General features: G+C 38.3%; 24 protein-coding genes. 18 read left to right on the top strand and 6 right to left on the bottom strand.

All coding sequences use genetic code 11. The annotated features are described in order from the left end of the window. Nucleotides 1–63 precede the first annotated feature (63 nt). Nucleotides 64–741 (bottom strand): C40 family peptidase, encoded by a 678-nt coding sequence (locus tag MKX72_RS19710; protein WP_016765281.1) that lies wholly within the window; start codon nt 739–741, stop codon nt 64–66. Between the two features lie 345 nt (nt 742–1,086). On the opposite strand from MKX72_RS19710, the gene pfkA reads away from it, so the two are divergent. Further along, the gene (gene pfkA, locus MKX72_RS19705) at nt 1,087–2,046 is read left to right on the top strand and encodes a 6-phosphofructokinase (protein ID WP_028415086.1); all 960 of its coding nucleotides are present in this window, start codon (nt 1,087–1,089) and stop codon (nt 2,044–2,046) included. Nucleotides 2,047–2,072: 26 nt separating this feature from the next. Here pfkA and MKX72_RS19700 read toward each other — a convergent pair whose 3' ends face one another. Next, nucleotides 2,073–2,216 carry a hypothetical protein gene (locus tag MKX72_RS19700; RefSeq protein ID WP_013058677.1) on the bottom strand — a complete coding sequence of 48 codons (144 nt, stop codon included), beginning with the start codon at nt 2,214–2,216 and terminating at the stop codon, nt 2,073–2,075. 158 nt (nt 2,217–2,374) lie between these two features. Between MKX72_RS19700 and MKX72_RS19695 the strand changes: the two genes are divergently transcribed. The 5 genes from MKX72_RS19695 (at nt 2,375) to safA (ending at nt 6,589) form a co-directional block, all read left to right on the top strand. After that, on the top strand, nt 2,375–2,773 hold the full coding sequence (locus MKX72_RS19695; protein ID WP_013058676.1) for a universal stress protein: 399 nt from the start codon (nt 2,375–2,377) through the stop codon (nt 2,771–2,773). A gap of 12 nt (nt 2,774–2,785) precedes the next feature. After that, nucleotides 2,786–3,505 (top strand): NAD-dependent protein deacylase, encoded by a 720-nt coding sequence (locus MKX72_RS19690; RefSeq protein WP_154991787.1) that lies wholly within the window; start codon nt 2,786–2,788, stop codon nt 3,503–3,505. Nucleotides 3,506–3,619: 114 nt separating this feature from the next. Beyond that, entirely contained in the window at nt 3,620–3,850 is a 231-nt protein-coding gene (locus tag MKX72_RS19685) for a hypothetical protein (RefSeq protein ID WP_016765278.1), read from the top strand. A gap of 613 nt (nt 3,851–4,463) precedes the next feature. Further along, entirely contained in the window at nt 4,464–5,828 is a 1,365-nt protein-coding gene (locus MKX72_RS19680) for a hemolysin family protein (protein ID WP_028415084.1), read from the top strand. Nucleotides 5,829–5,965: 137 nt separating this feature from the next. Beyond that, complete coding sequence (gene safA / locus MKX72_RS19675) at nt 5,966–6,589, top strand: SafA/ExsA family spore coat assembly protein (RefSeq protein ID WP_074677042.1); 624 nt, start codon at nt 5,966–5,968, stop codon at nt 6,587–6,589. Nucleotides 6,590–6,629: 40 nt separating this feature from the next. On the opposite strand, the gene MKX72_RS19670 is transcribed toward safA, so the two are convergent. Then, nucleotides 6,630–7,736: a mechanosensitive ion channel family protein gene (locus MKX72_RS19670; RefSeq protein ID WP_025750169.1), complete on the bottom strand. Its 1,107-nt coding sequence runs from the start codon at nt 7,734–7,736 to the stop codon at nt 6,630–6,632. 292 nt (nt 7,737–8,028) lie between these two features. On the opposite strand from MKX72_RS19670, the gene MKX72_RS19665 reads away from it, so the two are divergent. Both MKX72_RS19665 and MKX72_RS19660 read left to right on the top strand, forming a co-directional pair. Next, nucleotides 8,029–8,994, top strand: coding sequence for a bile acid:sodium symporter family protein (locus MKX72_RS19665; RefSeq protein ID WP_048019912.1), 966 nt, complete (start codon nt 8,029–8,031; stop codon nt 8,992–8,994). Between the two features lie 157 nt (nt 8,995–9,151). Continuing rightward, entirely contained in the window at nt 9,152–9,604 is a 453-nt protein-coding gene (locus MKX72_RS19660) for a CBO0543 family protein (RefSeq protein WP_028415082.1), read from the top strand. A 61-nt stretch (nt 9,605–9,665) separates the two neighbouring features. On the opposite strand, the gene MKX72_RS19655 is transcribed toward MKX72_RS19660, so the two are convergent. Together MKX72_RS19655 and MKX72_RS19650 are read right to left on the bottom strand one after the other, a co-directional pair. After that, entirely contained in the window at nt 9,666–11,099 is a 1,434-nt protein-coding gene (locus MKX72_RS19655) for an alanine/glycine:cation symporter family protein (RefSeq protein ID WP_028415081.1), read from the bottom strand. 277 nt (nt 11,100–11,376) lie between these two features. After that, nucleotides 11,377–11,997, bottom strand: coding sequence for a LysE family translocator (locus tag MKX72_RS19650; RefSeq protein ID WP_049166051.1), 621 nt, complete (start codon nt 11,995–11,997; stop codon nt 11,377–11,379). Between the two features lie 220 nt (nt 11,998–12,217). Here MKX72_RS19650 and MKX72_RS19645 point away from each other — a divergent pair, with 220 nt between their 5' ends. From MKX72_RS19645 to MKX72_RS19630, 4 genes are all read left to right on the top strand, one after another. Continuing rightward, complete coding sequence (locus MKX72_RS19645; protein ID WP_033579878.1) at nt 12,218–12,700, top strand: GNAT family N-acetyltransferase; 483 nt, start codon at nt 12,218–12,220, stop codon at nt 12,698–12,700. Continuing rightward, the gene (locus tag MKX72_RS19640) at nt 12,697–13,623 is read left to right on the top strand and encodes a DMT family transporter (RefSeq protein WP_155007699.1); all 927 of its coding nucleotides are present in this window, start codon (nt 12,697–12,699) and stop codon (nt 13,621–13,623) included. Before MKX72_RS19645 ends, MKX72_RS19640 begins: the two co-directional genes overlap by 4 nt. Nucleotides 13,624–13,647: 24 nt before the next feature. After that, a complete protein-coding gene (locus MKX72_RS19635; RefSeq protein WP_028415077.1) occupies nt 13,648–14,586 on the top strand; it encodes an MBL fold metallo-hydrolase in 939 nt (312 codons plus the stop codon). Between the two features lie 207 nt (nt 14,587–14,793). Further along, complete coding sequence (locus MKX72_RS19630; RefSeq protein ID WP_034270678.1) at nt 14,794–15,645, top strand: VOC family protein; 852 nt, start codon at nt 14,794–14,796, stop codon at nt 15,643–15,645. Nucleotides 15,646–16,119: 474 nt separating this feature from the next. On the opposite strand, the gene MKX72_RS19625 is transcribed toward MKX72_RS19630, so the two are convergent. Next, nucleotides 16,120–17,505 (bottom strand): protoporphyrinogen oxidase, encoded by a 1,386-nt coding sequence (locus tag MKX72_RS19625; RefSeq protein ID WP_033579881.1) that lies wholly within the window; start codon nt 17,503–17,505, stop codon nt 16,120–16,122. A gap of 221 nt (nt 17,506–17,726) precedes the next feature. Between MKX72_RS19625 and MKX72_RS19620 the strand changes: the two genes are divergently transcribed. From MKX72_RS19620 to MKX72_RS19595, 6 genes are all read left to right on the top strand, one after another. Then, on the top strand, nt 17,727–19,052 hold the full coding sequence (locus MKX72_RS19620) for a metallophosphoesterase (RefSeq protein WP_033579882.1): 1,326 nt from the start codon (nt 17,727–17,729) through the stop codon (nt 19,050–19,052). 158 nt (nt 19,053–19,210) lie between these two features. After that, nucleotides 19,211–19,630 carry a GtrA family protein gene (locus MKX72_RS19615; protein WP_028415074.1) on the top strand — a complete coding sequence of 140 codons (420 nt, stop codon included), beginning with the start codon at nt 19,211–19,213 and terminating at the stop codon, nt 19,628–19,630. A 37-nt stretch (nt 19,631–19,667) separates the two neighbouring features. Beyond that, the gene (locus MKX72_RS19610; RefSeq protein WP_154989809.1) at nt 19,668–21,353 is read left to right on the top strand and encodes a DUF6044 family protein; all 1,686 of its coding nucleotides are present in this window, start codon (nt 19,668–19,670) and stop codon (nt 21,351–21,353) included. A gap of 12 nt (nt 21,354–21,365) precedes the next feature. After that, complete coding sequence (locus MKX72_RS19605; protein ID WP_155007700.1) at nt 21,366–22,355, top strand: glycosyltransferase family 2 protein; 990 nt, start codon at nt 21,366–21,368, stop codon at nt 22,353–22,355. A 107-nt stretch (nt 22,356–22,462) separates the two neighbouring features. Then, on the top strand, nt 22,463–22,903 hold the full coding sequence (locus MKX72_RS19600; protein ID WP_028415071.1) for a hypothetical protein: 441 nt from the start codon (nt 22,463–22,465) through the stop codon (nt 22,901–22,903). Nucleotides 22,904–22,984: 81 nt separating this feature from the next. Continuing rightward, on the top strand, nt 22,985–23,431 hold the full coding sequence (locus MKX72_RS19595; protein WP_028415070.1) for a GNAT family N-acetyltransferase: 447 nt from the start codon (nt 22,985–22,987) through the stop codon (nt 23,429–23,431). The last annotated feature ends 4 nt before the right edge of the window (nt 23,432–23,435 follow it).

The raw sequence follows: 23,435 nt of genomic DNA, 5'->3' as shown, positions 1-23,435 counted from the left end.
CTTTTACATGCAGAAAAAGAGCAAGCCGCATCAAAATCGCACAGCTTGCCCTTTTTATCGAAACTACATTCTTTTAGCACCTAAATAGCGTTTGCTCCAATAGCTCTCTTTTAGAGAAGAGATGCTCACACCTTTAGATGAAGAACAGTGAAGAAACTGGTTGTTTCCTAAATAAATTCCTGCATGAGAAGGCCCTTTTGTATAGGTTTGGAAGAACACAATATCTCCAGCTTTTGGACTTGAGACGCGCGTTCCTTTTTGATAAATCTGAGCTACTGTTCGAGGAAGCTGAACCCCGCCGCCATGTTTGAACGCATAGCCAATAAAACCGCTGCAGTCAAAGCCGCTTGGCGTTGTTCCGCCCCAGCGATAGCGAACGCCCATGTACTGTTTTCCTTTGTTAATCACTGCGTTAGGGTTATAGCGCGCTGAGCTAGAAGGCGATTTGCCCTTTGCTGAAACGCCTAGTTTAGCGTACGTTCCTTTTCCGACAATACCATCTGCTGCTAGTCCATTTTTGCGCTGAAATGATTTTACAGCAGAAGTTGTAACAGTCCCAAAGTATGTAGTCGTATTCCCTTTAAAATAACCTTTATTTTTCAACGTTTGTTGTAGTTGTTTAACATCTTGGTGATTCATGCCTTGGCGAAGCGTTTGGTCGCCTAGAGCCGCTTGGCTGACAATCGGGCTAGTAGAAACAATAACGCCAGCAAGCGTAAGAGCTGCTATTACTTTTTTCATAAAACTAGTACCCCCTGAAAATTTTTCCTGATTTGAGTAAATTCATCATATCATCTTTCGACAGTGTTCTACGTTACAATTTCATTACATATATGAAAAAAATGAAATATAAAGGTGAATATAGTCTTATAAAAGCTGTAATTAAAAGGGTTCTTTAGATGTGTAATATTGCTAGAAAAACTTTGAATATTTGACGGTAAATAACTAAAAGATATGAAAAAGTATGTACATTTAAAATTTAACAAAGAAATATGTTGTGAATTACTACACAAAAAGTTCGAACTCGGGTAAAATGTAGAACTATAATATAGTAGTCATATATGTGACTTTGATGAGGTGAAAGTAATGAAAAGAATAGGTGTATTAACAAGCGGCGGAGATTCTCCAGGTATGAATCCTGCGGTTCGTGCTGTTGTGCGTAAAGCAATTCATGAAGGTATGGAAGTTTATGGTATCTTCCAAGGATATCAAGGATTAATAGAAGGAAATATTAAAAAGCTAGAAGTTGGAGATGTTGGTGACATCATTCAACGCGGCGGAACGATGCTTTATTCTGCAAGATGTCCAGAATTCAAAACAGAAGAAGGGCGTTTAAAAGGTATTGAAAACCTTAAGAAGCACGGTATTGAAGGCTTAGTAGTTATCGGTGGAGACGGATCATATATGGGAGCTGTAAAACTAACAGAGCTTGGTTTCCCTTGTATCGGTATTCCAGGAACAATTGATAACGACATTCCAGGAACAGATTTTACACTAGGATTTGATACGGCTCTTCATACGGTTATCGATGCAATTGATAAAATCCGTGATACGGCGACTTCTCATGAGCGTACGTTTATTATTGAAGTTATGGGTCGTAATGCAGGAGACATTGCTCTTTGGTCAGGTCTTGCTGGCGGTGCGGAAACAATCCTTATCCCAGAAGCAAAAGATGAGTTCCAAGAAATGGTTGATCGTTTGAGAAAAGGACAAGAGCGCGGTAAAAAGCACAGCATTATCGTAGTAGCTGAAGGTGTAGCTAATGGTAATGAAGTAGCGAAGCAGCTTCATGAAGCTGCAGGTATTGAAACGCGTGTAACAGTATTAGGACACATTCAGCGCGGTGGTTCTCCAACTGCTCAAGATCGTGTGCTAGGAAGCCGTTTCGGCGGTCGCGCAGTCGAACTTCTACTAGAAGGTAAGGGCGGCCGTGCAATCGGTATCCGTAAAAATGAAATTGTAGATTATGATATTATGGAAATTTTAGGTGAACCTCACCATATCAATGCTGATATGTACCGTTTATCTAAAGAACTTTCAATTTAATCCCAGTGTTTCTGAGGCGAAGCTTCTTATATAGAAGGAGTTTCGTCTTTTTTTGATTGCATGCCTGTCCCTTCACAGTGTTTGCATGTTTTCATGTAACCGATACCAGGAATAACAGCTAGCTTTCCGAGCCCTTTGCAAAAAGTGCAAATTAATTCAAAACCAAACATTGGTTCATCCCCTCTGTACACGTTTTCTTTCAGTTTATCATAAAAGTAGACAAATAATTTTAAAAATTATAGAAATAATCAAAAAAATGATTACATTTGAACAGCGAGTGATATAGTAAAGAGAGAAGACCATTTTATAAAAGAGGAGAGGAAGCGTGATGTTTAAACGAATTTTACTTGCCTCAGATGGCTCAGAGCATGCAGCTAAAGCAACAGAAAAAGCCGTTCAGCTGGCTCAGCTTACGGAAAACAGTTTTATTCAAGTTATTTATGCAGTAGAAGGTGATTCAAGATTAAAATCACTTAGCCGCGACGAGGAACGGGAAAGTCGGATACATACAACGGATGAAATTTTAAAGCAAGGAAACGTGGAGTATGAGATTACCTTTATGCACGGAGACGCGGCTAAAACAGTGATTCAATTTGCTAATCAAAATTCATTTGACCTTGTAGTAATAGGAAGCAGAGGGTTAAATCCTGTAAAAGGCATGCTGCTTGGAAGCGTTAGTTCTAAGATAGCACAGCAAGTAACAATTCCTGTGCTAATTGTTAAATAGGAGAGAAATGCAATGTCAAACCAGTACAAAGAATTAAAACAGCTCATTGATAATGCTAAACACATTTGTTTTTTTACGGGAGCAGGAATGAGCACAGAGTCGGGCATACCTGACTTTCGCTCTCAAAATGGCTTATATCGCCAAAACAAAAGCTTTGTGGACATAGTAGCTGCTGACTTCTATGAACAGTATCCTCATGAATTTTGGCCGCTGTTTAAAGAAATTTTTCATATTAAAATGCTGCATCATTATAAAGCAAATACGGGCCATCGCTTTATTGCTGAACTAGAAGACGCCAAAACCGTGCATGTGATTACGCAAAATATCGATGGGCTGCACCAAGATGCAGGAAGCACGAACGTTTTTGAAATTCATGGTTCCATTAAGAGAGCTCATTGTCCGAGGTGTAAAAAAGAGTATGACTTAGCGTATTTAAATCAGTCAGCTCTTCCACAATGTACAGCGTGTGAGCGCCTTTTAAAGCCAAATGTTGTTCTCTTTGGAGATGCCATTCATCAGTTCGATGAAGCAGTTACAGCAGCGCTGTCATCTGATTTATTCATCGTGCTTGGTTCATCGCTTGAAGTAGCACCGATTAATCAGATTCCGCTGCTTGTGAGCCGGTACAATCGTACAAATATGGTGATCATTAATAAAGAACCTACGCATTACGATTATTTGTTTGATTTGGTTATCTATGATTCCATTGGACAAGTGGTTGCAAATTTATAAGCGTCTATGCATGGACATAGCGCTTTTTTAGCATTTAGTGATAAAGTGTAGGGATGTATCATATGGTGTAGTACATCATCCATTCGCTAATGGATAGAAGGGATGTTTTTGCATATGAGTGGAGGCCTGAGAGTTTGTCTTTTCATTGTTGGTATTGCACTCAAAGTGACAGCTGTTTTGACTTTGATTTTTGAAATGAATCTTGTCCCTATTCACGGAAGGAGTCTCACTTATTATGCTGAAGCGATAGGTATGAAACTCCCCATTATCTGTTTTGTCCTTGGTTTTTTTTGTGTAGCAGCAAGCTTTTATTTGCCTGCTAAAAATCGCCGCACCAGTAAATAGCAAGGGCAGGAGACTAACTAAAACGTTTGACTGCAAAGTTTTTAACATTTAAAATAAAGTCAATAAGTTTAAAAAGAAATAGGATAATTATTCCTGAATCTTTTTAGATATACGGAAATAGAGGTGATTGGATGGGGCAGTGTACCACGTTGGCGAAGTAGCATTATATGCACCAGTGTCAAAGCGTACAATACAGTATTATACAAACCTACATTTGCTTCACGCATATCGCTCTTTATCACATAATCGCTCTTTTAAGGCGTTAACAGACTTTAACTTTATAAAGATTGGAAACTACTAAATTTTTTATAAATGAATTGGAAGAGAGAATCAGCGCTGAAGCAACATCATGAAATGAAGCGATGTGAGCCATTGCTTCACATCTAGAACAGCAGAATAAAGAATGACCTGCTACATTAACGAGTGAAACGTGAGATAAGGAAGAAAGGCTGGCAGTTTTGCTCCATATAAAAATGTTTATACATTTATCATGTGATTCCTCCTTATATGCACTTTTCCAAGTGATCAGTACAGGGATAGAGTTCTTTATCCAAATTTTTTATTTTTTAGGAGGTGAGTCCTTACTCGTTTTTAAACGAGCTAAGGAACTTGATTGGACATATTTAACTTGATTTTACTAGCGGTACTGATTGCATTAACTGCTTTTTTCGTTGCTACCGAGTTTGCGATTATTCGCGTGAGGAGTTCCAAAGTGGATCAGCTTATAGCAGAAGGGAGCAGCAATGCAAAAGCTGCGAAGCAAGTTATTTCAAATTTAGATGAATACTTATCTGCGTGCCAGCTTGGTATTACGATTACTGCGCTGGGAATTGGTTGGTTAGGAGAGCCTACGCTTTCGCATCTCCTGTCACCATTACTTGATCAACTAGGGATAAGCGGAGCGTTAACAAAAGTACTATCTGTTGCGATTTCTTTTGCGGTTGTTACATTTATAAATGTTGTGGTCGGAGAGCTTGCTCCGAAAACATTTGCAATTCAAAAAGCAGAGAAAGTCACTTTATTATTTGTTCGTCCGCTTATACTCTTTTATAAAGTAACCTATCCTTTCATTTGGCTATTAAACAGTTCTTCTCGTTTAATAACAGGGTTATTTGGTCTAAAGCCTGCTTCAGAAAATGAGCTTGCACACAGTGAAGAAGAGCTTCGCATCTTGTTATCAGAAAGCTATAAAAGCGGTGAAATCAATCAATCGGAGTTTAAATATGTAAGTAAAATTTTTGACTTTGATGATCGCGTTGCCAAGGAGATTATGGTGCCGCGTACGGAAGTCGTTTCAATTGACCAGGAAGATACGGTCGAATACATCCTTGAGATGGTCCAAGAAGAACGGTTTACCCGCTATCCGGTCATCGATGGAGATAAAGACCATATTATTGGAATGGTCAATATGAAAGAAATTTTAACCGAGATTGTCATGAACAACAGCAAGGAAAAAATAGATTTAAAACAGTATATCCGTCCTGTTATTGAAGTAATTGAATCGATTCCTATTCATGATTTATTGCTTAAGATGCAGCGTGAACGCATCCATATGGCTATTTTAATTGATGAATACGGTGGAACAGCAGGGATTGTAACAGTAGAGGATATTTTAGAAGAAATTGTCGGTGAAATTCGTGATGAATTTGATGCGGATGAACTTCCATTAATTCAGAAAGTCAAACCCGATCATTATATTGTAGATGGAAAATTATTAGTAAGTGAGCTTAACGAGCTGCTTGGCACGACAATTGATGATACGGATGTTGATACAATTGGAGGCTGGGTCTTAACGGAAAAATATGACGTCAAACAAGGAGAAAGCCTTAGCTTTGATCAGTATGATTTTACCGTTACGAAAATGGAAGGCCATCACATTCAATATATTGATGTGATTAAAAAACGTCAGGTACATCAAAGTACGGATGAAGCGGTTAATGTGTCGGACATGAACCAGTCACAGGCTTTATCTTCATAATAAGAAGGCGCATTGCGAAAGAGCAGTGCGTCTTTTTTATAAAGAAAGTGTGGAGGGAAGATGACAAAGTCATATGATGGAACTATGGGATAATATTACCGCTATGAATCTTGAAATCAATTTGCTTTAATAAAAGTATGAAAACTCTATCAAAACTTTTATTAGTAACATTGTTGTCTGTCACTCTAGCTTTTGGTCTTAATAACACTGCGCAAGCAGCAACCGTACATACCGTTCAATCGGGAGATACGATGTGGAAAATAGCAGTAAAATATCAGGTGGGTGTTTCCGAGCTGATTGAAGCGAATTCTGCTATTAAAAACCCTAATTCGATCTATCCGGGACAAAAAATTACCATACCAACAGATAAAGCGGGAAGTTCATACGAAGAGCAAGTGGTTCAGCTAGTGAATCAAGAACGTGCTAAAGTAGGGCTTAAGCCTTTAAAGTCTAATTGGGAAGTAGCTCGCGTGGCTCGCTATAAATCGCAGGATATGATTGATAAAAATTATTTCAGTCATACATCGCCTACGTATGGAAGTCCGTTCGACATGATGAAAAAATTTGGCATTACATACAGTACAGCAGGTGAAAATATCGCTGCTGGACAAGCAACTCCAAAAGAAGTGGTTAACGCATGGATGAATAGCGAAGGTCACCGTAAAAACATACTATCAAGTCAATTTACCGAAATCGGAGTAGGTTACGCTAAAGGCGGAAGCTACGGTCATTACTGGACTCAAATGTTCATTTCAAACTAAAGAAGAAAGGAAAAAAAGCTGACTACTAAGTCAGCTTTTTTTAGCTTCGAGCACTTTCTAGAAATTCTTTTGGATTGCCAGAAAGCTTTCCGTCCTGCTCAACGATGAGTGTGCGCGTAGGGAAAGCAAATTCTACGCCTTCTTCTTCAAGAATGTCCATAATTTCGAAGTTTATATTTTCTTTTACATCTAAGTAATCAGCAAAAACGGTTGTATTTGTAAAGAAATACAGATAGATATTTAAACTAGATTCATAGAAACCGTCAAAATTTACAAGAATCGTTTCATTGTGAATTTCTTCGTGCTCAGTCAGCATCTTTTTAATTCTTGCCACTACGGTTTCTAACTTTTCTTTTGGTGTATTATAATTCAAGTTTAAATGAAAGGCAATTTGACGTTTCCCCATTTTAGCCCAGTTAATAATAGGTTCATTAGAAAGAGTAGCATTTGGAACCGTTACGACTGCTTGAGCGAACGTTCGAACTTTGGTGCTTCGAAATGTAATATCTTCTACAACGCCTTCAACACTTGGTGTTTTAATCCAATCTCCAATGGTAAAAGGCTTTTCAGTAATAATTACGATTCCGCCGAATAAATTACTAACGGTGTCTTTTGCGGCTAGGGCAAAAGCAAGACCACCTAAGCCAAGACCCGCTACAAAGCCGTTTACGTTAAAACCCCATTCTTCTGCGATGATGGAGATAGAAAGCATAACAACAACGATGCGGATAAACTTTTCAATAAAAGGAATAATGATTCGATCCACTTGGATATCAAAATTTTTGGCAAACGTTGCAAAAAATAAATTGGTAGAAGCAGCTAAATTATACAAGCCCCATCCTGCAAGGCCAACAGAAGCTGAACGAACTAAATGTCTTTCCGTGTCGGCTGTTAAAACATCAAAGGGAAGATAGGGAAGAGCAAGCTTGAAACCAATAATCACAAAAATCCAGCGCAGCGGCTTTTCAAAAGCTTCTAAAACGCTCGTAATTAAATTGATTTTTTTATTTTTGACAAAACCAATAATAAACTTAAACAAATAAGTCGTGAAAAGCTTGCGAAGAATTAAAAAGATCAAAAAGATCCCAATCGCAATCACGATTTTTTTCCAATCATCTAATGATGATAGAGACTTCAAAAAATCCATACAATCCTCCTAGTTACCAAAACTGTGCTACAGTCCATTTATATCCGTCAATTGAAAGCATTCCTATGTAGAGTGTTCTTTACCCTAAATTCATGCTTTTTAAAAGCTTCTTCCCTATTAAAATAGCACAAAAATACCTGTAAATCTATTTAAGTGATAATTATGAATATATCTCTTTTTAGTAAAAGAGACAGACAATAGTCTGAAAATAAGTTGTATAATAAATAGGTGATATTATAAACATTAATTTATCTTATTATTTATTTAAAACGTTCGTTGGAGGGAGAAAGCTTTGTTAAGTCAATTAAATAGAATGCTAGAAAAATTGATGCCGTTTATTACGCCGGTCAGCTTGCTCATAGGAGTTCTTATCGGTTCATCATTAAGTCAGTATACCTTCTTAATTCCATGGCTTTTTGCATTAATGACGTTTGCCGGAAGTTTGAATTCAAACTTTCACCAGTTAAATGCCACGATACACCGTCCATTTCCAATCATTATGGCTCTGTTTGTTTTACATATTTTTATGCCAGCATGGGCTTGGAGCGTTGGCCAAGTGATTTTTCCACATGATGTATTTACAAGCACGGGTCTTTTGCTAGCAGCAATTATTCCAACGGGAGTGACTAGTTTTATATGGGTCTCGATTTACAAAGGAAGCATTCCTCTTGCACTATCCATTATTTTAATTGATACTCTTTTAGCACCGCTTATCGTTCCTTATACGCTTTTATTGGTGGTTGGAGACACTGTGCATTTGGAAGCGCTAAAGTTAGTCAAAGATTTATGTTTTATGATTGTCCTTCCATCTCTGTTAGGCATGTGCTTAAATCAATATACAAAAGGAACAATTAAGCAGACCTTAGGACCAAAGCTGGCACCTGTTTCGAAAATAGGGTTAAGTGTGATGGTTATGGTAAACGGGGGAGTGATTGCACCTTATTTAAAACATATTGATAAAAAACTGCTGTTTATTATCGTGATCGTCTTTTTAATGAGTTCAGCTGGTTATTTCTTCAGCTGGATGATTGGCAAATGGCTAAGATGGGACCGAGCAAAAGTTGTGACGCTTACGTTTTGCGGAGGCATGAGAAATATTAGCGCCGGAGCCGTATTAGCCGTATCTTATTTTCCAGCTCCCGTTGCTGTACCGGTCGTATTAGGGATGTTATTTCAGCAGGTATTAGCTGCTTTATCAGGGCGTTTAGTTCAAAACTATTACCAGAAAAAAGACGCTGAATTTGCTTCATTAAAATAAATGAAAAAAGCAAGGGACGAACCACAGTAATCATAAAGTAAGCACTCTGTTTTAACGATCAGAGATAAGATACTTTTACACTTGCTGCGTTCAAGATAATGAGATGATTAGAAAAAGGTGCGGTGTGGCATACTAGAAAGAAAAAGGTCGGATATTTTTGCTTATCAATATAGCGCTGGCGTTTGTTTTACCTTGGATTTTTGGCACCCTCTATTTACATCCTAGAAATCGTCGTTTACTGCCTTTAGTAGGAACTGCTTTTTGCATTTTAGCAATCGTTATCAATGAATTAGGGAGCTATTATGGCTTTTGGAAACTCCGGACTTCTTTAGAAAATGAAGCATTAGAAGCGCTGCCTTTTAATTTAGGTGTTTATCCTGTATTGGCCAGCTATATGATTTTTTTAATCCAGCGAATCGGAAAGCCTCATTTTTTTATTTTTCTTATAGCGCTGTTTACAACATTTTTAGAAGGAACGTATATGTATATGGAAAGAGTTATATACGGAAACGGATGGAATCTCGGCTGGACATTTTTTTCCTACTGGATTCCGTACAGCGTAATTTATTTATACTATAGGTATTTGGTTAGTCTTAGACTGCTTCACTAGAAGAAAAAAAGAAGTAAATTTGCACAATAAAAAAAGCCGTGAATATTCACGGCTTTTTTTATTAGATCGCTTCTTTCGAGCTAGATTTATCTTTTGAATGATCCCATGCATCAATATTATCAAGTCCAGAAATGCTGTCTTGATAGAAGACAGGGTCTTTTCCAGCTTTCTTTTGGGCAAGATAATCTTTGAGTGCGGCAAAGGCTACTTTCGAGAGCAGGAGAATTGCGATTAAGTTGACTACTACCATAAAGCCCATAAACAGGTCTGCTAAGTCCCATACAAGCTGAATTTGAGAAATAGAACCGAACACGATCATTGCAAGCACAGCAACACGATAAGTCATCAGCCAAGCTTTATTTGTGTTCAAGAACTCAATATTTGTTTCTCCGTAGTAGTAGTTACCAATTAATGTACTAAACGCAAATAGGAAAATCATAATTGCAAGAGCACCTGTTGCCCAAGAACCAATATGAGTGCTTAAAGCAGCTTGTGTTAATTCAATACCGCTTAAATTTTTATTTGTATAAGCACCTGAAAGTAAAATGATAAAGGCAGTACTACTACAAATAATAAGCGTATCCGTTAATACACCAAAGGCTTGAATTAATCCTTGTTTTACCGGGTGGCTTGTTGTTGCAGCTGCGGCTGCGTTTGGCGCACTACCCATACCCGCTTCGTTTGAGAATAATCCGCGTTTAATTCCTTGCATAAGAGCTGCTCCAAGAGAACCGCCAGCAATTTGCTCGAAACCAAATGCATTTTTAACGATTAACGCAATAAGAGAGGGCATTTCTTGAATGTTCATAATAATAATGAAGAGTGCTACTGCAATGTAGGCAACAGCTAGTACCACAACAATGTATTCTGACATTTTTGCAATACGCTTAACTCCGCCAAAAATAATGGCAGCGAAAGCCACTGTCATAATAATTCCTAACACTAGACGATTCGTTCCGAACGCATTTTCAAACGCAAGGGTAATCGTGTTTGATTGTACAGCATTAAAAATTAAGCCGAAGGATAAAGTGATTAAGACAGCAAACAGTCCGCCCATCCAGCGCTTTTTTAACCCTTTTTCCATATAGTAAGCCGGTCCGCCTCGGAAGCCGCCGTCTTTGTCTTTTACTTTGTATATTTGTGCTAACGTACTTTCGACAAATGCTGAAGCTGAACCAATAACGGCAAGTACCCACATCCAAAATACAGCACCAGGTCCCCCTAAAGCGATCGCAATCGCAATACCTGTAATATTCCCCGTACCAACGCGGGCTGCCATACTGATACAAAACGCTTGGAATGGCGAAATTCCGTCTTTAGAAGAGCTGTCCGCACCTTCTTTTAATACACGAATCATTTCTCTTAATAACCGAATTTGTAAAAACTTTGACCTGAATGTAAAAAACAAACCAAATGCAATCAGCATCGCAATCAGTAAGTAGGACCAAAGAAATTCGTTGATTGAACTAACAAAACCTTGAACTACTTCTTGCATAGTTTCACCTCTTCATGAATTATAGTAGAATAATAATAAAAAACGTGAATTTATAGAATTTTCCCTCTATTTAGATAGATCTCCCTATTTCCCCGCTGTTTTTCTTCATTATCCTTGTCGAATCTTGTTGCTAAATCTGAACCTTATATATATATAAAATAATAATTTTGGTCTTTTGTCAACTAACCTCACATGGAAAAATAGGGTGATATGACAAATGAAGCGGGTATGAAAAGGTGATAACAGCAGGGATGAAAGAAATTTCATTTTGTTTTACTTAATTGTTGCTAGAAAATAAAAGTTTTAGGCCAAGTACCCCAAAAACGGTTCCTTTTACATATTTTAATGTGTGCTGAAAGATACGGCTTCTTTTGACTTTTTTCCCAAGGCCAGAAGCAAATAGCGCAATAAGTGAAAAGATGATGAGCGTTTCGGCGATAAAGATGATCCCAAACAAAATCATCTGCAAACTTACATGTCCAAGAGACGAATTAACAAACTGCGGTAAGAACGTAATGAAGAAAATAGCTACTTTTGGATTGGTTAAGTTGCTAACAAATCCTTTTCTAAAGTGATGGTGGTGCTGAACGTTTTCTGTTAATTCCAACGGACCGCTTTTTTCGCGAAACGATTGGTAGGCTAAAAACAGAAGGTACAGAACACCTACAACCTTTAGAATCGTAAAGGCAATAATTGATTTTTGAAAGATAATAGATAGCCCCACTGCGGCTAAAAGAGTATGTACAAATGTTCCCGTAATGGATCCCAGTACGGTTTTGATGCCTGCTTTGACGCCTGAAGCAATACTTTGTGTCATTACAAAAATCATGTCTTGTCCTGGTATTAAGACAATGATAAGTGACACGGCTATGTAAGGTATAAGCCAAGAAAATGTCATGATAATTCCCTCCCAACAGAATTTTAACCATTTTGACAAAAAGTTCTCAAGAGTGTGTGCTAATGAATTAATGGTTTAATGGAGTAAAGCTAAGAAGGTATAAGAGCGTAAAAAGAGGTTATTCTCCTTAATAAAAATCAATAAAAGGTGTAGGAAAAAAATAGGTGGTGTTGTATAATAATTCGATATACTTAATTTTTATAGAAAGAAGGTAAAATTTATGAACTACTGTTTAGCACAGCCGGAGGACGCTGCTACAGTTCACGATCTTATGCTGCAAGCCTTCTCCGTCTATCGCGATTCTGTCCCACCTTCCAGTGCTCTTGATGAAACAACGGAATCTATTATGCAATCGTTAAAGCATGGAAAAGAAGCTGTCATTTTATACGTCGAAAATAAGCCCGTAGCGATGGCGCGCTTTACGCTAGAAGAAACGAGCTTATATTTTTACCGTCTGTCTGTTATTCCTGCTTTTCAAGGAAAAGGACTGGCTAAACGGCTTATTCAATGGTTAGAAACATACGCCAAAGAGTGTGGTAAGGAAAGTTTATCATGCAAGGTGAGAATGAGTGTTTCTCGTAATATAGCTTTATATGAATCAATCGGCTTTTACATAGAGGAAAAAGAAATCGTACATAGAGGGGGAGTGAATATTCCCGTAGTAAATATGAAAAAAGAGATTCTAAAAGGAGTAATGGCATGAATAAATTAACTCTTCCTTTACCGCCTCCTGTCTTTCTTTTAATCGGTGTATTAGCCGTTTCCTTTTCTTCTATTTTAATTAAATGGTCGGATGCGCCTGCTTCTATTTTAGGAATGTATAGACTGCTGTTTACCGTCCTTTTATTTTTACCGTTTTTACCATGGAGAAAAATGAAAATTCTTTTTAAAAACAGCACGGTAAAAGAATGGCTAATGCTAGCTGTATCAGGCGTGTTTTTAGGGCTTCACTTTCTGTTTTGGATGGAATCTTTTTCACATACAACAGTTGCTAGCGCTATGATTTTGACTGCGCTCGAGCCGGTCTTCGTAGTGATTGGAGCTTATTTTTTATTTAAAGAAAAAACAAGCAAAGTAGGAGTCATCAGTATTTTAATGGCTGTTAGCGGCTCGGTGATTATCGCATCGGGCGATATCGGAGTATCTAAAACGGCTCTTTACGGAGACTTACTTTCTGTTTTAGGTACAGTGGCCGTTTCTGTTCATATGCTGGCGGGGCAAGATCTATGCAGGAAAATGCCTCCAATCTTCTATAGCTTCGCCGTTTTTTTAATCGGTGGACTGGTTCTATTTGTCTACAATATTTGTACAAACGTATCGCTGACTCAGTATGACACAAAGGATTGGTGGATCTTTTTGCTTTTAGCGCTTATTCCTAATATTTTTGGTCACGCCTTATTTAACTGGCTGTTAAAGTATGTAGGTGCTACAACGATTTCGATGGCTATTTTAGGCGAGCCAATTGGTGCCATCATTCTCGCCTATTTCTTGCTTGGAGAAATGACAACCATTTCTCAGCTAGCGGGAGGAATGATTTTGATGATTAGTGTGATGATCTTCTTAAAGTACAAAGCAGCAGAGCCCGAAAAAGTTATAGCTTTTCAAGAAAAGTCGAATATCAGCTAATGGGATAGGCAAGCAGCACCGAGTATGATACAGTTTATTTATCATTATTTACCATTTAGTAAAGAGGTTTTTATTAAACTACATAAAGCAGGTGTAAATATGCTGAAAAAACTAACGGACCACGTTTATTACTTTCCTCATTCTGAAGAAACGGATCGGCCGGTGCTCGGGCTTATATGCGGGGAGAAGTATAGTTTCCTCGTAGATGCTGGGAATTCTCCTGCGCATGCATCATCATTTTTAGAAGAAGTGGAAAAAATGGGAGCCCCTCCAATCAAAGGAGTAGCTATTACGCATTGGCACTGGGATCATACATTTGGCATTCATGCAATGAACAAATATACAATCAGCCATCATTTGACGAAGAAAAAGCTGGCCTATTTAAAGACACTGCGCTGGGACGATGATTCCTTGGATAAACGCGTCCAGGAAGGGGAGGAAATCGAATTTTGCCGGGATATGATAAAGAAAGAAATGCCGTGTCGAGAGACGTTAATTTTACGGGAGCCGGACGTAACGTTTCATCATCATATGGAAGTTGACCTAGGTGGAATCACTTGTTGCATTCAGCATATTGGAGGGGTACACGCGCAGGACTCGTCCGTTGTCTACGTCCCAAAAGAAAAAGTACTGTTTTTAGGTGATTGTCTATGTCCAGATTTTTATAGCGGTGACTGGAGTTATGATAAAGAAGACCTTGAGCGGATTCAGAGAGAACTTAAAAAATATGATGCGCAGTATTATCTTTCATCTCATTTTGACCCTGAAACTTCTGAGGAACTTTGGAGAGATTTAAACCAATTGAGTGCTATTGGAGAAATTGTAGGAAATGAAGTCGATTTAGAAAAAGCATGTTTTCAGTTTGAATGTGAAACGTATAAGAAGCCAACAAATGAGCAAAAAGAGAGAATACAGTATTTTGTTAATGGAAATGTCAAACGTAAAAGCAGAGAACTGTTTTGATAGTTTATGCATAGCCTAATGGTAAGTAAGCCCGCCTGTTCATACTATATTATGAGCAGGCGGGCTTATTTAATTGGTTATGCTGTGATATGAGTTTTAAGTTATGATAGTAAAATAAATAACTTGACGAAACAAAGTTATAAAAATATAATAAGTTACATAAAGTAAGTTAATTAAAAAATGATCTATTTAAAAGGAGAAATAATCATGAACTTTCACCGTGCACCCCATGTATTTGTTGGGAAAGTAAATTTAAAAGTAGAAAATTTAGAGCGTTCACTTGCTTTTTATCAGCAAATAATCGGGTTTAAACTTTTAGGGAGAAAAGAGAACAAAGCCTTGTTAACAGCTGATGGACGCACGGCGCTTTTATCGATTGAACAGCCGGAAAACGTTACAGCAAAACAGCCTCGTACAACAGGCTTATATCATTTTGCTCTATTGTTGCCGACTCGTTCTGATTTAGGAAGTATTCTGCAGCATCTGTTAAATAGCGGTTATCCGCTTCAAGGGGCGTCTGATCATCTAGTGAGTGAAGCGCTGTACTTGGCAGATCCAGATGGAAACGGCATAGAGATTTATCGAGATCGTCCGTCAAGTACATGGGAATGGAACGACAGTGAAGTAGTAATGGCTACAAAACCTTTAGACGCAGAAGCGATATTATCTGAAGGAAACGGTAAACCATGGACAGGATTACCTTCAGCTACCTTAATGGGACATATTCACCTTCACGTTTCTGAATTAGAGCAAACGGAAAACTTTTATCGAAATGGATTAGGTTTTGAGGTTGTCAGCAATTACCATAATCAAGCCTTGTTTATTTCAACTGGGCGCTATCATCATCATATCGGACTAAACGTTTGGAATGGAATTGGAGCGCCTAGTCCTCTTGAAAACAGCGTTGGTTTGGACTCATTTACACTTGTTTTTCCAGATGAAGAAGCAAGGGAGCAGGCAATAAATCAGCTTCGTGAAATTGGAGCAGCTGTGTCTAAAGAAAACCAAGATTTCATCACAAAAGATCCATCAGGAAATATAATTAGATTAGTCCTTTAACATAAAAGCTGCCGCAGTTGGCAGCTTTTATTTATCGCAATGTTCGTCAAAATAGGCAAGAAATGTACACTTTTTTCTCAAATAGTAAGATGATAATGGCGAAAATAGTGTTATTTTCAGGGAAATAAACGAAGAGTCTTATGCTTAAAAAAGTTTGTAAACAAGCGTGCGTGGGAATAAAATACATATCAAGCATCATTTCTTATCATTATTAAATCTTTATATAAAGTCTTTCCATATAAAACCTTGAAGGAAGGGAGCGGAAACCTGTGAGATATAAAGTGAAACATTGGCTTAGATTAACTTCAGACGAGCGCTATCTTGTATTGTTTGCTACTGCTGCTTTGCAAAAAGAAAAGCGATAAAAGAATTGTTAATAGTAAGGAAAGTAGCTTTATATGCTAACGAAAAGGTAATAAAAGGCCTGAAAATAATATATTTATTTTCAGGCCTTTTATTGTTTTCAAACCTTGTTTAAGTCAACTGTTGAGAGATAGCTTCGGCCGTTTGTTTGCCGTTTGTTATACACGCTGCAATCCCCACTCCATAGTAAGAACAGCCGGCTAATGTAATAGCGGGGTGCTTGTCATACAATTTTTGAGTCAAGCTGCGTACGAGTTCACCGTGTTTAAGGTGATAGGTAGGCATCAATTTATCCCAATTTGTTACGTCGCTTTCAATGGGCTGCTCTTTGATCCCTAAGCTGTTTTTAATGTCCTTTTGTGCCACTGCTAGCAGCTCTTCTTTTGACATCGTCCGCAGGCTGTCAAAGTGGTGACTCGTGCTTTTATAAAACAGGCGAACTAACAAATTCCCTCGCTTAGAGGTGTGAGCCCATTTTTTGCTCGTCCACGTGCAGGCATTGGCGATTAAGTTGCTTGATTGAGAAGCAATAAACCCGGTGCCTTCAGCGGGAAGGTATTCGTCTGGAACGTCATAGCCGATGTACACGCTAATGAGAGAAGAATCTTTTAACTGTTCAAAGTCTTCGTTTAATTCGGGATCGTTCAACAGGTGCTGAGCAGCCGTGTGCGGTGTAGCTAACACCACGTAATCCGCTGAATGGGCTTGCCCCGGCGTACTGATTTGGTAGCGTTCACCGTTCCGTTTTATACTGGTGGTTGGCGTATCTTTTAAAATCGTTACATCAGAAAGCTCTTCTTCTAAGCGGTGAATAATCGTTGATAAACCTTGTTTAAACGAAATGAATTTTTTATTTCCTGCCGTTTTAAATTTTTTTTCATTGGCGCCCATTCCTTTGATGATGCTGCCGTACGTGTTTTTGTAGTCGAGCAGATACGGGAGAGTCGAAGAAATCGTGAGCTTGTCTAAATCGCCAGAGTAGACGCCCGATAAAATAGGTGCAATTTGCTTTTCTACTAGCTCTTCTCCTAAAAAATGTTTTAAAAAGAGTCCAATCGAGCTGTCTTTCGTAAACGTTGTATTTTTAGTAATTAAGTCTTTTAAAGCTGTAATTTTAGCTTTTGAAGAAATCAGCTCGCTTTTAAAAAGAGATTCCACGCTTGTTGGAATACCGAACATGGTATCTTCAGGAATTGGAAGCAGCTCATTAGCAGAGTAAATAAATGATTTGCCCGTTTCGTTATAGACTAAATCGTTTGTTAAGTACAGCTCTTCTAGCAGAGGCATAACGTTTTCTTTTCGAGCCACAATAGAATCCGCCCCTGTTTCCATAATAAATTCCCCAGCTTCACGCGTATTGATTTTCCCTCCTAGATGGGGATGTTTCTCTAGTAATAATAATTTAAGCGGAAGATTACGTTCTCGTTTTAGTTTCTGCAAATAGTACAGAGTGGTTAAGCCCGTAATTCCTCCTCCAATAACAGCGACCGTTTTCAAAATATTCACTCCTACATTTTCAACAATTAGTCTGTAATATACGAAAATCATACCACTATGACTAGGAAAAGTGTAATGAATTGATTGTGAACATAGTGTATGCAAACACGAAAAGAAATATTGAAACTATACGATTAGATATTTTGAAATTACATAAAATAAAAGCTCATACACGTAGAGAAAATGACTGAGACGCAGCAGTGAAGGAAGGAGGAAGCATCATGCTCGGCGGTTTTATGGAAACGCTGAAAAAAGACTGGCTCGCTTTAGTATTAATAAGTGTTCTTATATGCGGGATTACCTTAAATGTACGAGCTGAAGAGAAGAGCGGACGAAGCGGATACATCGAACCAAAGCTAGTTTTTCCTGTGATCAGTGATGTTCATATTAAGGAAACAGGAACGCTTGATTTGCGTACTTTTCAACATGCATTAACGCAATTAAATGAACAGGCACCGAAACAAGATGCATTTGTAGTCGTAGGAGATTTGGCCGACACAGGCGCGTTAAAAGAATACGATCGCTTTTTTTCTATTTATAATCAAAATAAACAGTCGCAGGCCGTGTCTCTTTTTACAATTGGCAACCATGAATACCGGGACAGTGTAACCAATCAGCAAGCGCAGCAGCGTTTTTTATCTAAAACCAAAATGAAGTCTCTTTACTTTCATCAAGTGATAAAAGGATATCATTTTATCATGCTTGGAACAGAAAGCCGTCTGACCGCCGGTGATTATTCAATCAAACAAATTAACTGGCTTGCTGAACAGTTGAAGATAGCAAAGCGAGACGATCCTAAAAAACCGATTTTTGTCTTTATTCATCAGCCTATTAACAATACATTGTACGGGAAAAACAGATGGGGGATAGAAGTGAATGAACAGCTTCTTTACAATACGTTAAAACCTTATCCGCAGGTCATTACGTTTTCTGGTCATACCCACCATCCGTTGGACGACCCTCGTACTATTTTTCAAAGAGATTTCACCTCTCTTGCAACGTCTTCTGTTCGGTATATATGGCCTGGTGCTGGATATTTACAAGGTGAACTTCCTCCTGGCTACCGAGATGTGAGTCAAGGTCTTCTTGTAGAGGTTTATAATCGAAAAGTAGTCGTTAAAAGGCGGGATTTTCACGCAAATAAGTGGACGGGAGAAGCGTGGGAAATTGACATACCTGCAGATACAAAAAAATTTCACTACACGAATGAGCGAGATTTAGTAAAACCGATTTTTCTTCCAAGCTCTACTATTTCTGTTATACAAGAAAAAGCTTCAGCAAATCAGCTTTATATCCAGTTTACGCAAGCGGTGGATAATCTGATGGTTCATTCTTATCGCATTACCGTCAAAAATAAAGAAACTGGAAAAGTGGTCAAAACATATAATGCATTTTCTCAATATTACAGCGATCCTGTTCCGGATGTTTTAAGTCTTCCGTTATCCGGTTTGCAGCCTCATACTGCGTATCAAATAGAAGTAGCGGCAGTGGATGCGTTTGATAATCAAAGCGATCAAAAATTAATGATTGAAGGCTCTACTAAATAGCTGAAAGAATCCTGATTTTTATTGATTCTTTTAGCTTTTTTTCATCTGTTTTTAATGTTATTTTCATTAGATTTTTAAGTGGAGTTGCTACACTGAAACTGTATTTAAAGTCATAATATGTAATTTTTATGAAAGTATCAAAATCAAAAGGAGTTTATATGAAAGGATCTTTTGTACGTTTTTTAGTAGTGGGACTGGTCAATACAGCAGTAGGTCTCTCCATTATGTATGTGCTGCTTCATATCTTTCATCATTACTGGATAGCGACGTTCGTCGGCAATGCAGCGGGGGCAGTCGTCAGCTACGTGTTAAATCGAATATTTACGTTTAAAAGCGGAGTTCATTTATCAAAAAGCATACTGCGTTTTATTTTAGTTATTGGCATTTGCTACGGCTTGTCTTACTATATTGGACTGCAGTTCTCCAGCTGGTTATTGCATCAACTTCCTGTTGCGGTGCGTCCGTTCAAAAAAGACGTCGGTATATTAATTGGAACAGGTCTGTATACGCTTTTAAATTATACGGGTCAAAAATACTTTGTATTTAATACAAAAAAAGAAGCAGTCGTCCACGATTAGCTTTTAGTCATTATGAAATGGAAATAGGTGTTAACAGATGAAGAAAGAAACAGCTATGAATAAAGAAAAAACATTGCTTATTATCGCTTTCCTTTTGCTGCTTGCGTATGTATCTCCTATGTTTTTGCTTGGGGAAAATTCACATATACGCGTGCATGATAATTTAGACTCAAATATTACGTGGTATAAAGTTCTGCATCGAAGCGGAGAGCTGTTTGGCTCCAGTCATGCCGTATTACCTCAAATTATTAACGGATTGCCGAGGAATACGTTTGGAACAGAATTTAGCGGTATCCAGTGGCTGTATGGTGTATTCCCGACCATGCTTGCATACAGCCTGAGTCAAACGATCACGCGCGTATTTGCTTTAATTGGAATGTATTTATTATTAAAAAAGCATTTTATTAAAAGCAAGGATGCGTATGCGATTCGAGTGCTTGTATCGCTTGCTTTTGCACTTACGCCATTTTGGCCTTCGGGCATGCTGAGTACATTAGGACAGCCGCTAGCGCTGTGGGCGTTTTTAACCATTCGAAACCGCGAAGGAACGTGGAAGGAATGGCTTACACTTTTACTGCTCCCGTTTTACGCGAGCTTTGTGCTCGGGTTTTTCTTCTTTTTAGCAGCGATGGGGCTGCTATGGCTAAGAGACGTAGTAAAAAAACGAGCGTGGAATATTCCTTTTTTAAGCAGTATTGCAGCGATGACTGCTGTCTTTCTGCTCATTGAATACCGACTTGTTGATTCGCTTTTATTTCCGGAGGCCCCGACGAGTCGAAATGAATTTTTAAGCTCTACTCTAAGCTTTGGACATTCCGTTCGCCTTGCTTTGAAGAACTATACGCTCGGGCATACGCATGTAATGACGCTTCATACTTTTGTCATTTTACCGCTTTCTTTTGTCGTATTGTGGTTTGTTGCTCGAAATCGCAAGGAAAAGCTTGACAAAACGTTTTTGCAGTTATTTATTCTTAATCTACTACTGTCGATTTGGTATGCGTTTTGGTTTTATAAAGGTTGGGAGCCGCTAAAAGAAAAATATCAGCTTTTTAATACGTTCAACTTTGCTAGATTTCACTTTTTACGCCCGCTCATTATTTATTTGATGTTTGCCGTTGGCAGCTATGTTTTATGGAAAAGGAGCAAGGCGTGGAAAAAGTTTGTGTGGGTATGTTTGATTTTACAGCTGCTTGTGTTATTTATAGCAAATCCTGAACTTTACTATCGCTACAATCACGAGCCTTCAGTCAAAGAATTTTATGCTGTGCATCAGTTTGATGAAATAAGCAGATATATTGGAAAACCTAAATCATCTTATCGCGTAGCGAGCATAGGGCTTCATCCATCAATTGCTCAGTATAACGGCTTTTATACGCTAGATACGTATAACAACTTCTATCCGTTAACATATAAACATGAGTTTCGCAAAATTATTGCCAAAGAGCTTGATAAAAATAAAAAACTAGAAAGCTACTATGATCATTGGGGCAATCGCTGCTATGTGTTTGTTAGTGAGCTAGGGAAAAAATATGATTACCGAAAAGACTCAACGAAAAAAATCCGTCATTTGCAGCTTAATATCAGCCAATTTAAGAAAATGGGCGGTCGCTATATTTTTTCAGCTGTGCCAATTGAAAATGCTGAAAGCGACGGTTTGCACTTTTTAAAAGCATTTAACGATAAACAGTCCGCTTGGAAAGTGTATGTATATGAAGCAAAGTAAGGGGGCAATAACATGAACAGACCTATTTTAACGATCGTGGTTCCATGCTACAACGAAGAAGAAGTATTCACAGAGACGTCTTTTCAATTAACTACTGTAGTAAAAGAACTAATTAATGAACGACTTGTATCAAGTGAAAGTACCATTTTATTTGTAGACGATGGAAGTAAAGACAGCACGTGGTCGCTTATTGAAAAAGAAAGCTGCAGCAATTTGTTTGTAAAAGGGTTAAAGTTAGCGCGAAATGTAGGACATCAAAATGCTTTGCTTGCAGGACTAGAAGTAGCTCATAAGCAATCTGACTGCGTCATTTCCATTGACGCGGATTTGCAAGATGATAGCAGCGTCATTCGTACTTTTGTAGAGAAATATTGGCTTGGGTATGAAGTTGTATATGGCGTTCGAGACAGCAGAGAAACCGATACATTTTTCAAACGAACCACGGCAGTAGGGTTTTATCGTTTTATGAACAAGCTAGGAATTCAGCTCGTTCAAAATCACGCTGATTTTCGCCTTATGAGCAAACGTGCTCTTGGTGAACTCATGAAATATAAAGAAGGAAACGTCTTTTTGCGGGGCCTTGTACCATTAGTAGGATTTCGCTCCACGGAAGTCACATATGACCGCAAAGAACGGACGGCGGGTGAGTCAAAATATCCGCTAAAGAAAATGCTCGCTTTTGCATTTGACGGGATTACGTCTTTTAGCGTAGCACCTATACGCTTACTGACGCTGCTTGGAGGAGCTTCGTTTCTCTTTAGTATTTTGTTTGGCATTTATGCGCTGATTCAAAAATATTTAGATCATACGCAAATTGGCTGGACGTCTCTTATTTTATCAATTTGGCTTGTAGGCGGCCTGCAGCTAATGGGAATAGGTCTTGTCGGAGAATACATTGGCAAGATTTTCAACGAAGTGAAACAGCGTCCTAAATATGCGATTGAAAGAGATTTATATACAAAACACTCGTTAGACACACAAAAAGATTTGCTGATGCATTAATTAAGAAGCTTCTCCTGAATGGAGAGGCTTTTTTGTTAAAGTGTTTATCATAATTTTTAAGGTAATAGGAGATGCTACTACTAAAATTTCTAAGGAGATCAAAATCTATGAAAAGACTACTTTATACAGTCAGCACTTTTTGTTTTGTTTGGCTTGCTTTTGCAACCATTCATGTCAGCGCTCTTTCGATTGAGAAACTTCCAATGAAGAAATCATCTGAACAATGGTCGGTCGAACTGACAAAAGCGAGCATGACGGGAGATAATCAGCTAAAGTGGAAAAATAACGTCTATCATACATATGGATTAACCGTTGAAAACATTGGAAAAGACGTAGAGCGTGTGCAGGTCCAAGCTTTTCGGCACGAAGGAAAAAATAAGGCGAAATACAGCTTGTTTTCTCCTATTGAAAGGTCTAACTTAAGCAAAAGCGGTCAGCGTTTTCGCTATGCCAATTTTGCTGTTCCTGGAAAAGCGGCAGGCTTAGACATCATGATTAACTGGACGGATGAACAAGGCAACCATCAAGAACATTTTGAATTTAAATAAAAGTCTTCGCTTAGGCGAAGACTTTTTTTTGCAGGAATTTATCTCTGTATGTGGAAAACGAACACGAAAGGAGAGATTGTGATGATTGCAAAAGCTACTGAAGAAGAAATACAGGAAATTCGGACGAAATCTGCTGATGCGCTGTTTGAAGGAACAACGCATCAGTTTCAACCGTCAACTGAACGCGTAAATGAACTAATTGATAATGCCCTTGAAAAAGGGTGTTATTATTTAGTATCTAGACAAGAAAATAAACTTGCAGGCTGGGTTTTTGTCGGTCCATCTGCCGACTTCTTTTCAAAAGCAGAAATTGGCTTTATCTACGAGTTATATGTTTTACCAGAATACCGCGGGCAAGGTCTAGCCAAGCCGTTAATGCAAAAAGCAATTGATGAATTGTCTATCAAAGGATACCCTGAAATCAGACTCAGCGTTCATGCTGGGAATTTTGCACAGCATGTGTACCGTGAACTTGGATTTGTAGATAAACAAATATCAATGAGCCTACAGGTGGCAAAACGTCCGTAATGTT

It is taken from the genome of Priestia sp. FSL R5-0597 (assembly GCF_038006305.1).
In the GTDB taxonomy this organism is placed as follows: Bacteria; Bacillota; Bacilli; order Bacillales; family Bacillaceae_H; genus Priestia; species Priestia zanthoxyli.
Note: the sequence above shows the minus strand (reverse complement) of the source record. Positions and strands in the feature narration are given on the sequence as shown.

Bases quoted from the DNA above. Each gene is read 5' to 3' on its own strand.
- MKX72_RS19710 (WP_016765281.1), bottom strand. From the start codon at position 741: ATGAAAAAAGTAATAGCAGCTCTTACGCTTGCTGGCGTTATTGTTTCT.
- pfkA (WP_028415086.1), top strand. From the start codon at position 1,087: ATGAAAAGAATAGGTGTATTAACAAGCGGCGGAGATTCTCCAGGTATG.
- MKX72_RS19700 (WP_013058677.1), bottom strand. From the start codon at position 2,216: ATGTTTGGTTTTGAATTAATTTGCACTTTTTGCAAAGGGCTCGGAAAG.
- MKX72_RS19695 (WP_013058676.1), top strand. From the start codon at position 2,375: ATGTTTAAACGAATTTTACTTGCCTCAGATGGCTCAGAGCATGCAGCT.
- MKX72_RS19690 (WP_154991787.1), top strand. From the start codon at position 2,786: ATGTCAAACCAGTACAAAGAATTAAAACAGCTCATTGATAATGCTAAA.
- MKX72_RS19685 (WP_016765278.1), top strand. From the start codon at position 3,620: ATGAGTGGAGGCCTGAGAGTTTGTCTTTTCATTGTTGGTATTGCACTC.
- safA (WP_074677042.1), top strand. From the start codon at position 5,966: ATGAAAACTCTATCAAAACTTTTATTAGTAACATTGTTGTCTGTCACT.
- MKX72_RS19670 (WP_025750169.1), bottom strand. From the start codon at position 7,736: ATGGATTTTTTGAAGTCTCTATCATCATTAGATGATTGGAAAAAAATC.
- MKX72_RS19655 (WP_028415081.1), bottom strand. From the start codon at position 11,099: ATGCAAGAAGTAGTTCAAGGTTTTGTTAGTTCAATCAACGAATTTCTT.
- MKX72_RS19650 (WP_049166051.1), bottom strand. From the start codon at position 11,997: ATGACATTTTCTTGGCTTATACCTTACATAGCCGTGTCACTTATCATT.
- MKX72_RS19645 (WP_033579878.1), top strand. From the start codon at position 12,218: ATGAACTACTGTTTAGCACAGCCGGAGGACGCTGCTACAGTTCACGAT.
- MKX72_RS19640 (WP_155007699.1), top strand. From the start codon at position 12,697: ATGAATAAATTAACTCTTCCTTTACCGCCTCCTGTCTTTCTTTTAATC.
- MKX72_RS19635 (WP_028415077.1), top strand. From the start codon at position 13,648: ATGATACAGTTTATTTATCATTATTTACCATTTAGTAAAGAGGTTTTT.
- MKX72_RS19630 (WP_034270678.1), top strand. From the start codon at position 14,794: ATGAACTTTCACCGTGCACCCCATGTATTTGTTGGGAAAGTAAATTTA.
- MKX72_RS19620 (WP_033579882.1), top strand. From the start codon at position 17,727: ATGCTCGGCGGTTTTATGGAAACGCTGAAAAAAGACTGGCTCGCTTTA.
- MKX72_RS19615 (WP_028415074.1), top strand. From the start codon at position 19,211: ATGAAAGGATCTTTTGTACGTTTTTTAGTAGTGGGACTGGTCAATACA.
- MKX72_RS19610 (WP_154989809.1), top strand. From the start codon at position 19,668: ATGAAGAAAGAAACAGCTATGAATAAAGAAAAAACATTGCTTATTATC.
- MKX72_RS19605 (WP_155007700.1), top strand. From the start codon at position 21,366: ATGAACAGACCTATTTTAACGATCGTGGTTCCATGCTACAACGAAGAA.
- MKX72_RS19600 (WP_028415071.1), top strand. From the start codon at position 22,463: ATGAAAAGACTACTTTATACAGTCAGCACTTTTTGTTTTGTTTGGCTT.
- MKX72_RS19595 (WP_028415070.1), top strand. From the start codon at position 22,985: ATGATTGCAAAAGCTACTGAAGAAGAAATACAGGAAATTCGGACGAAA.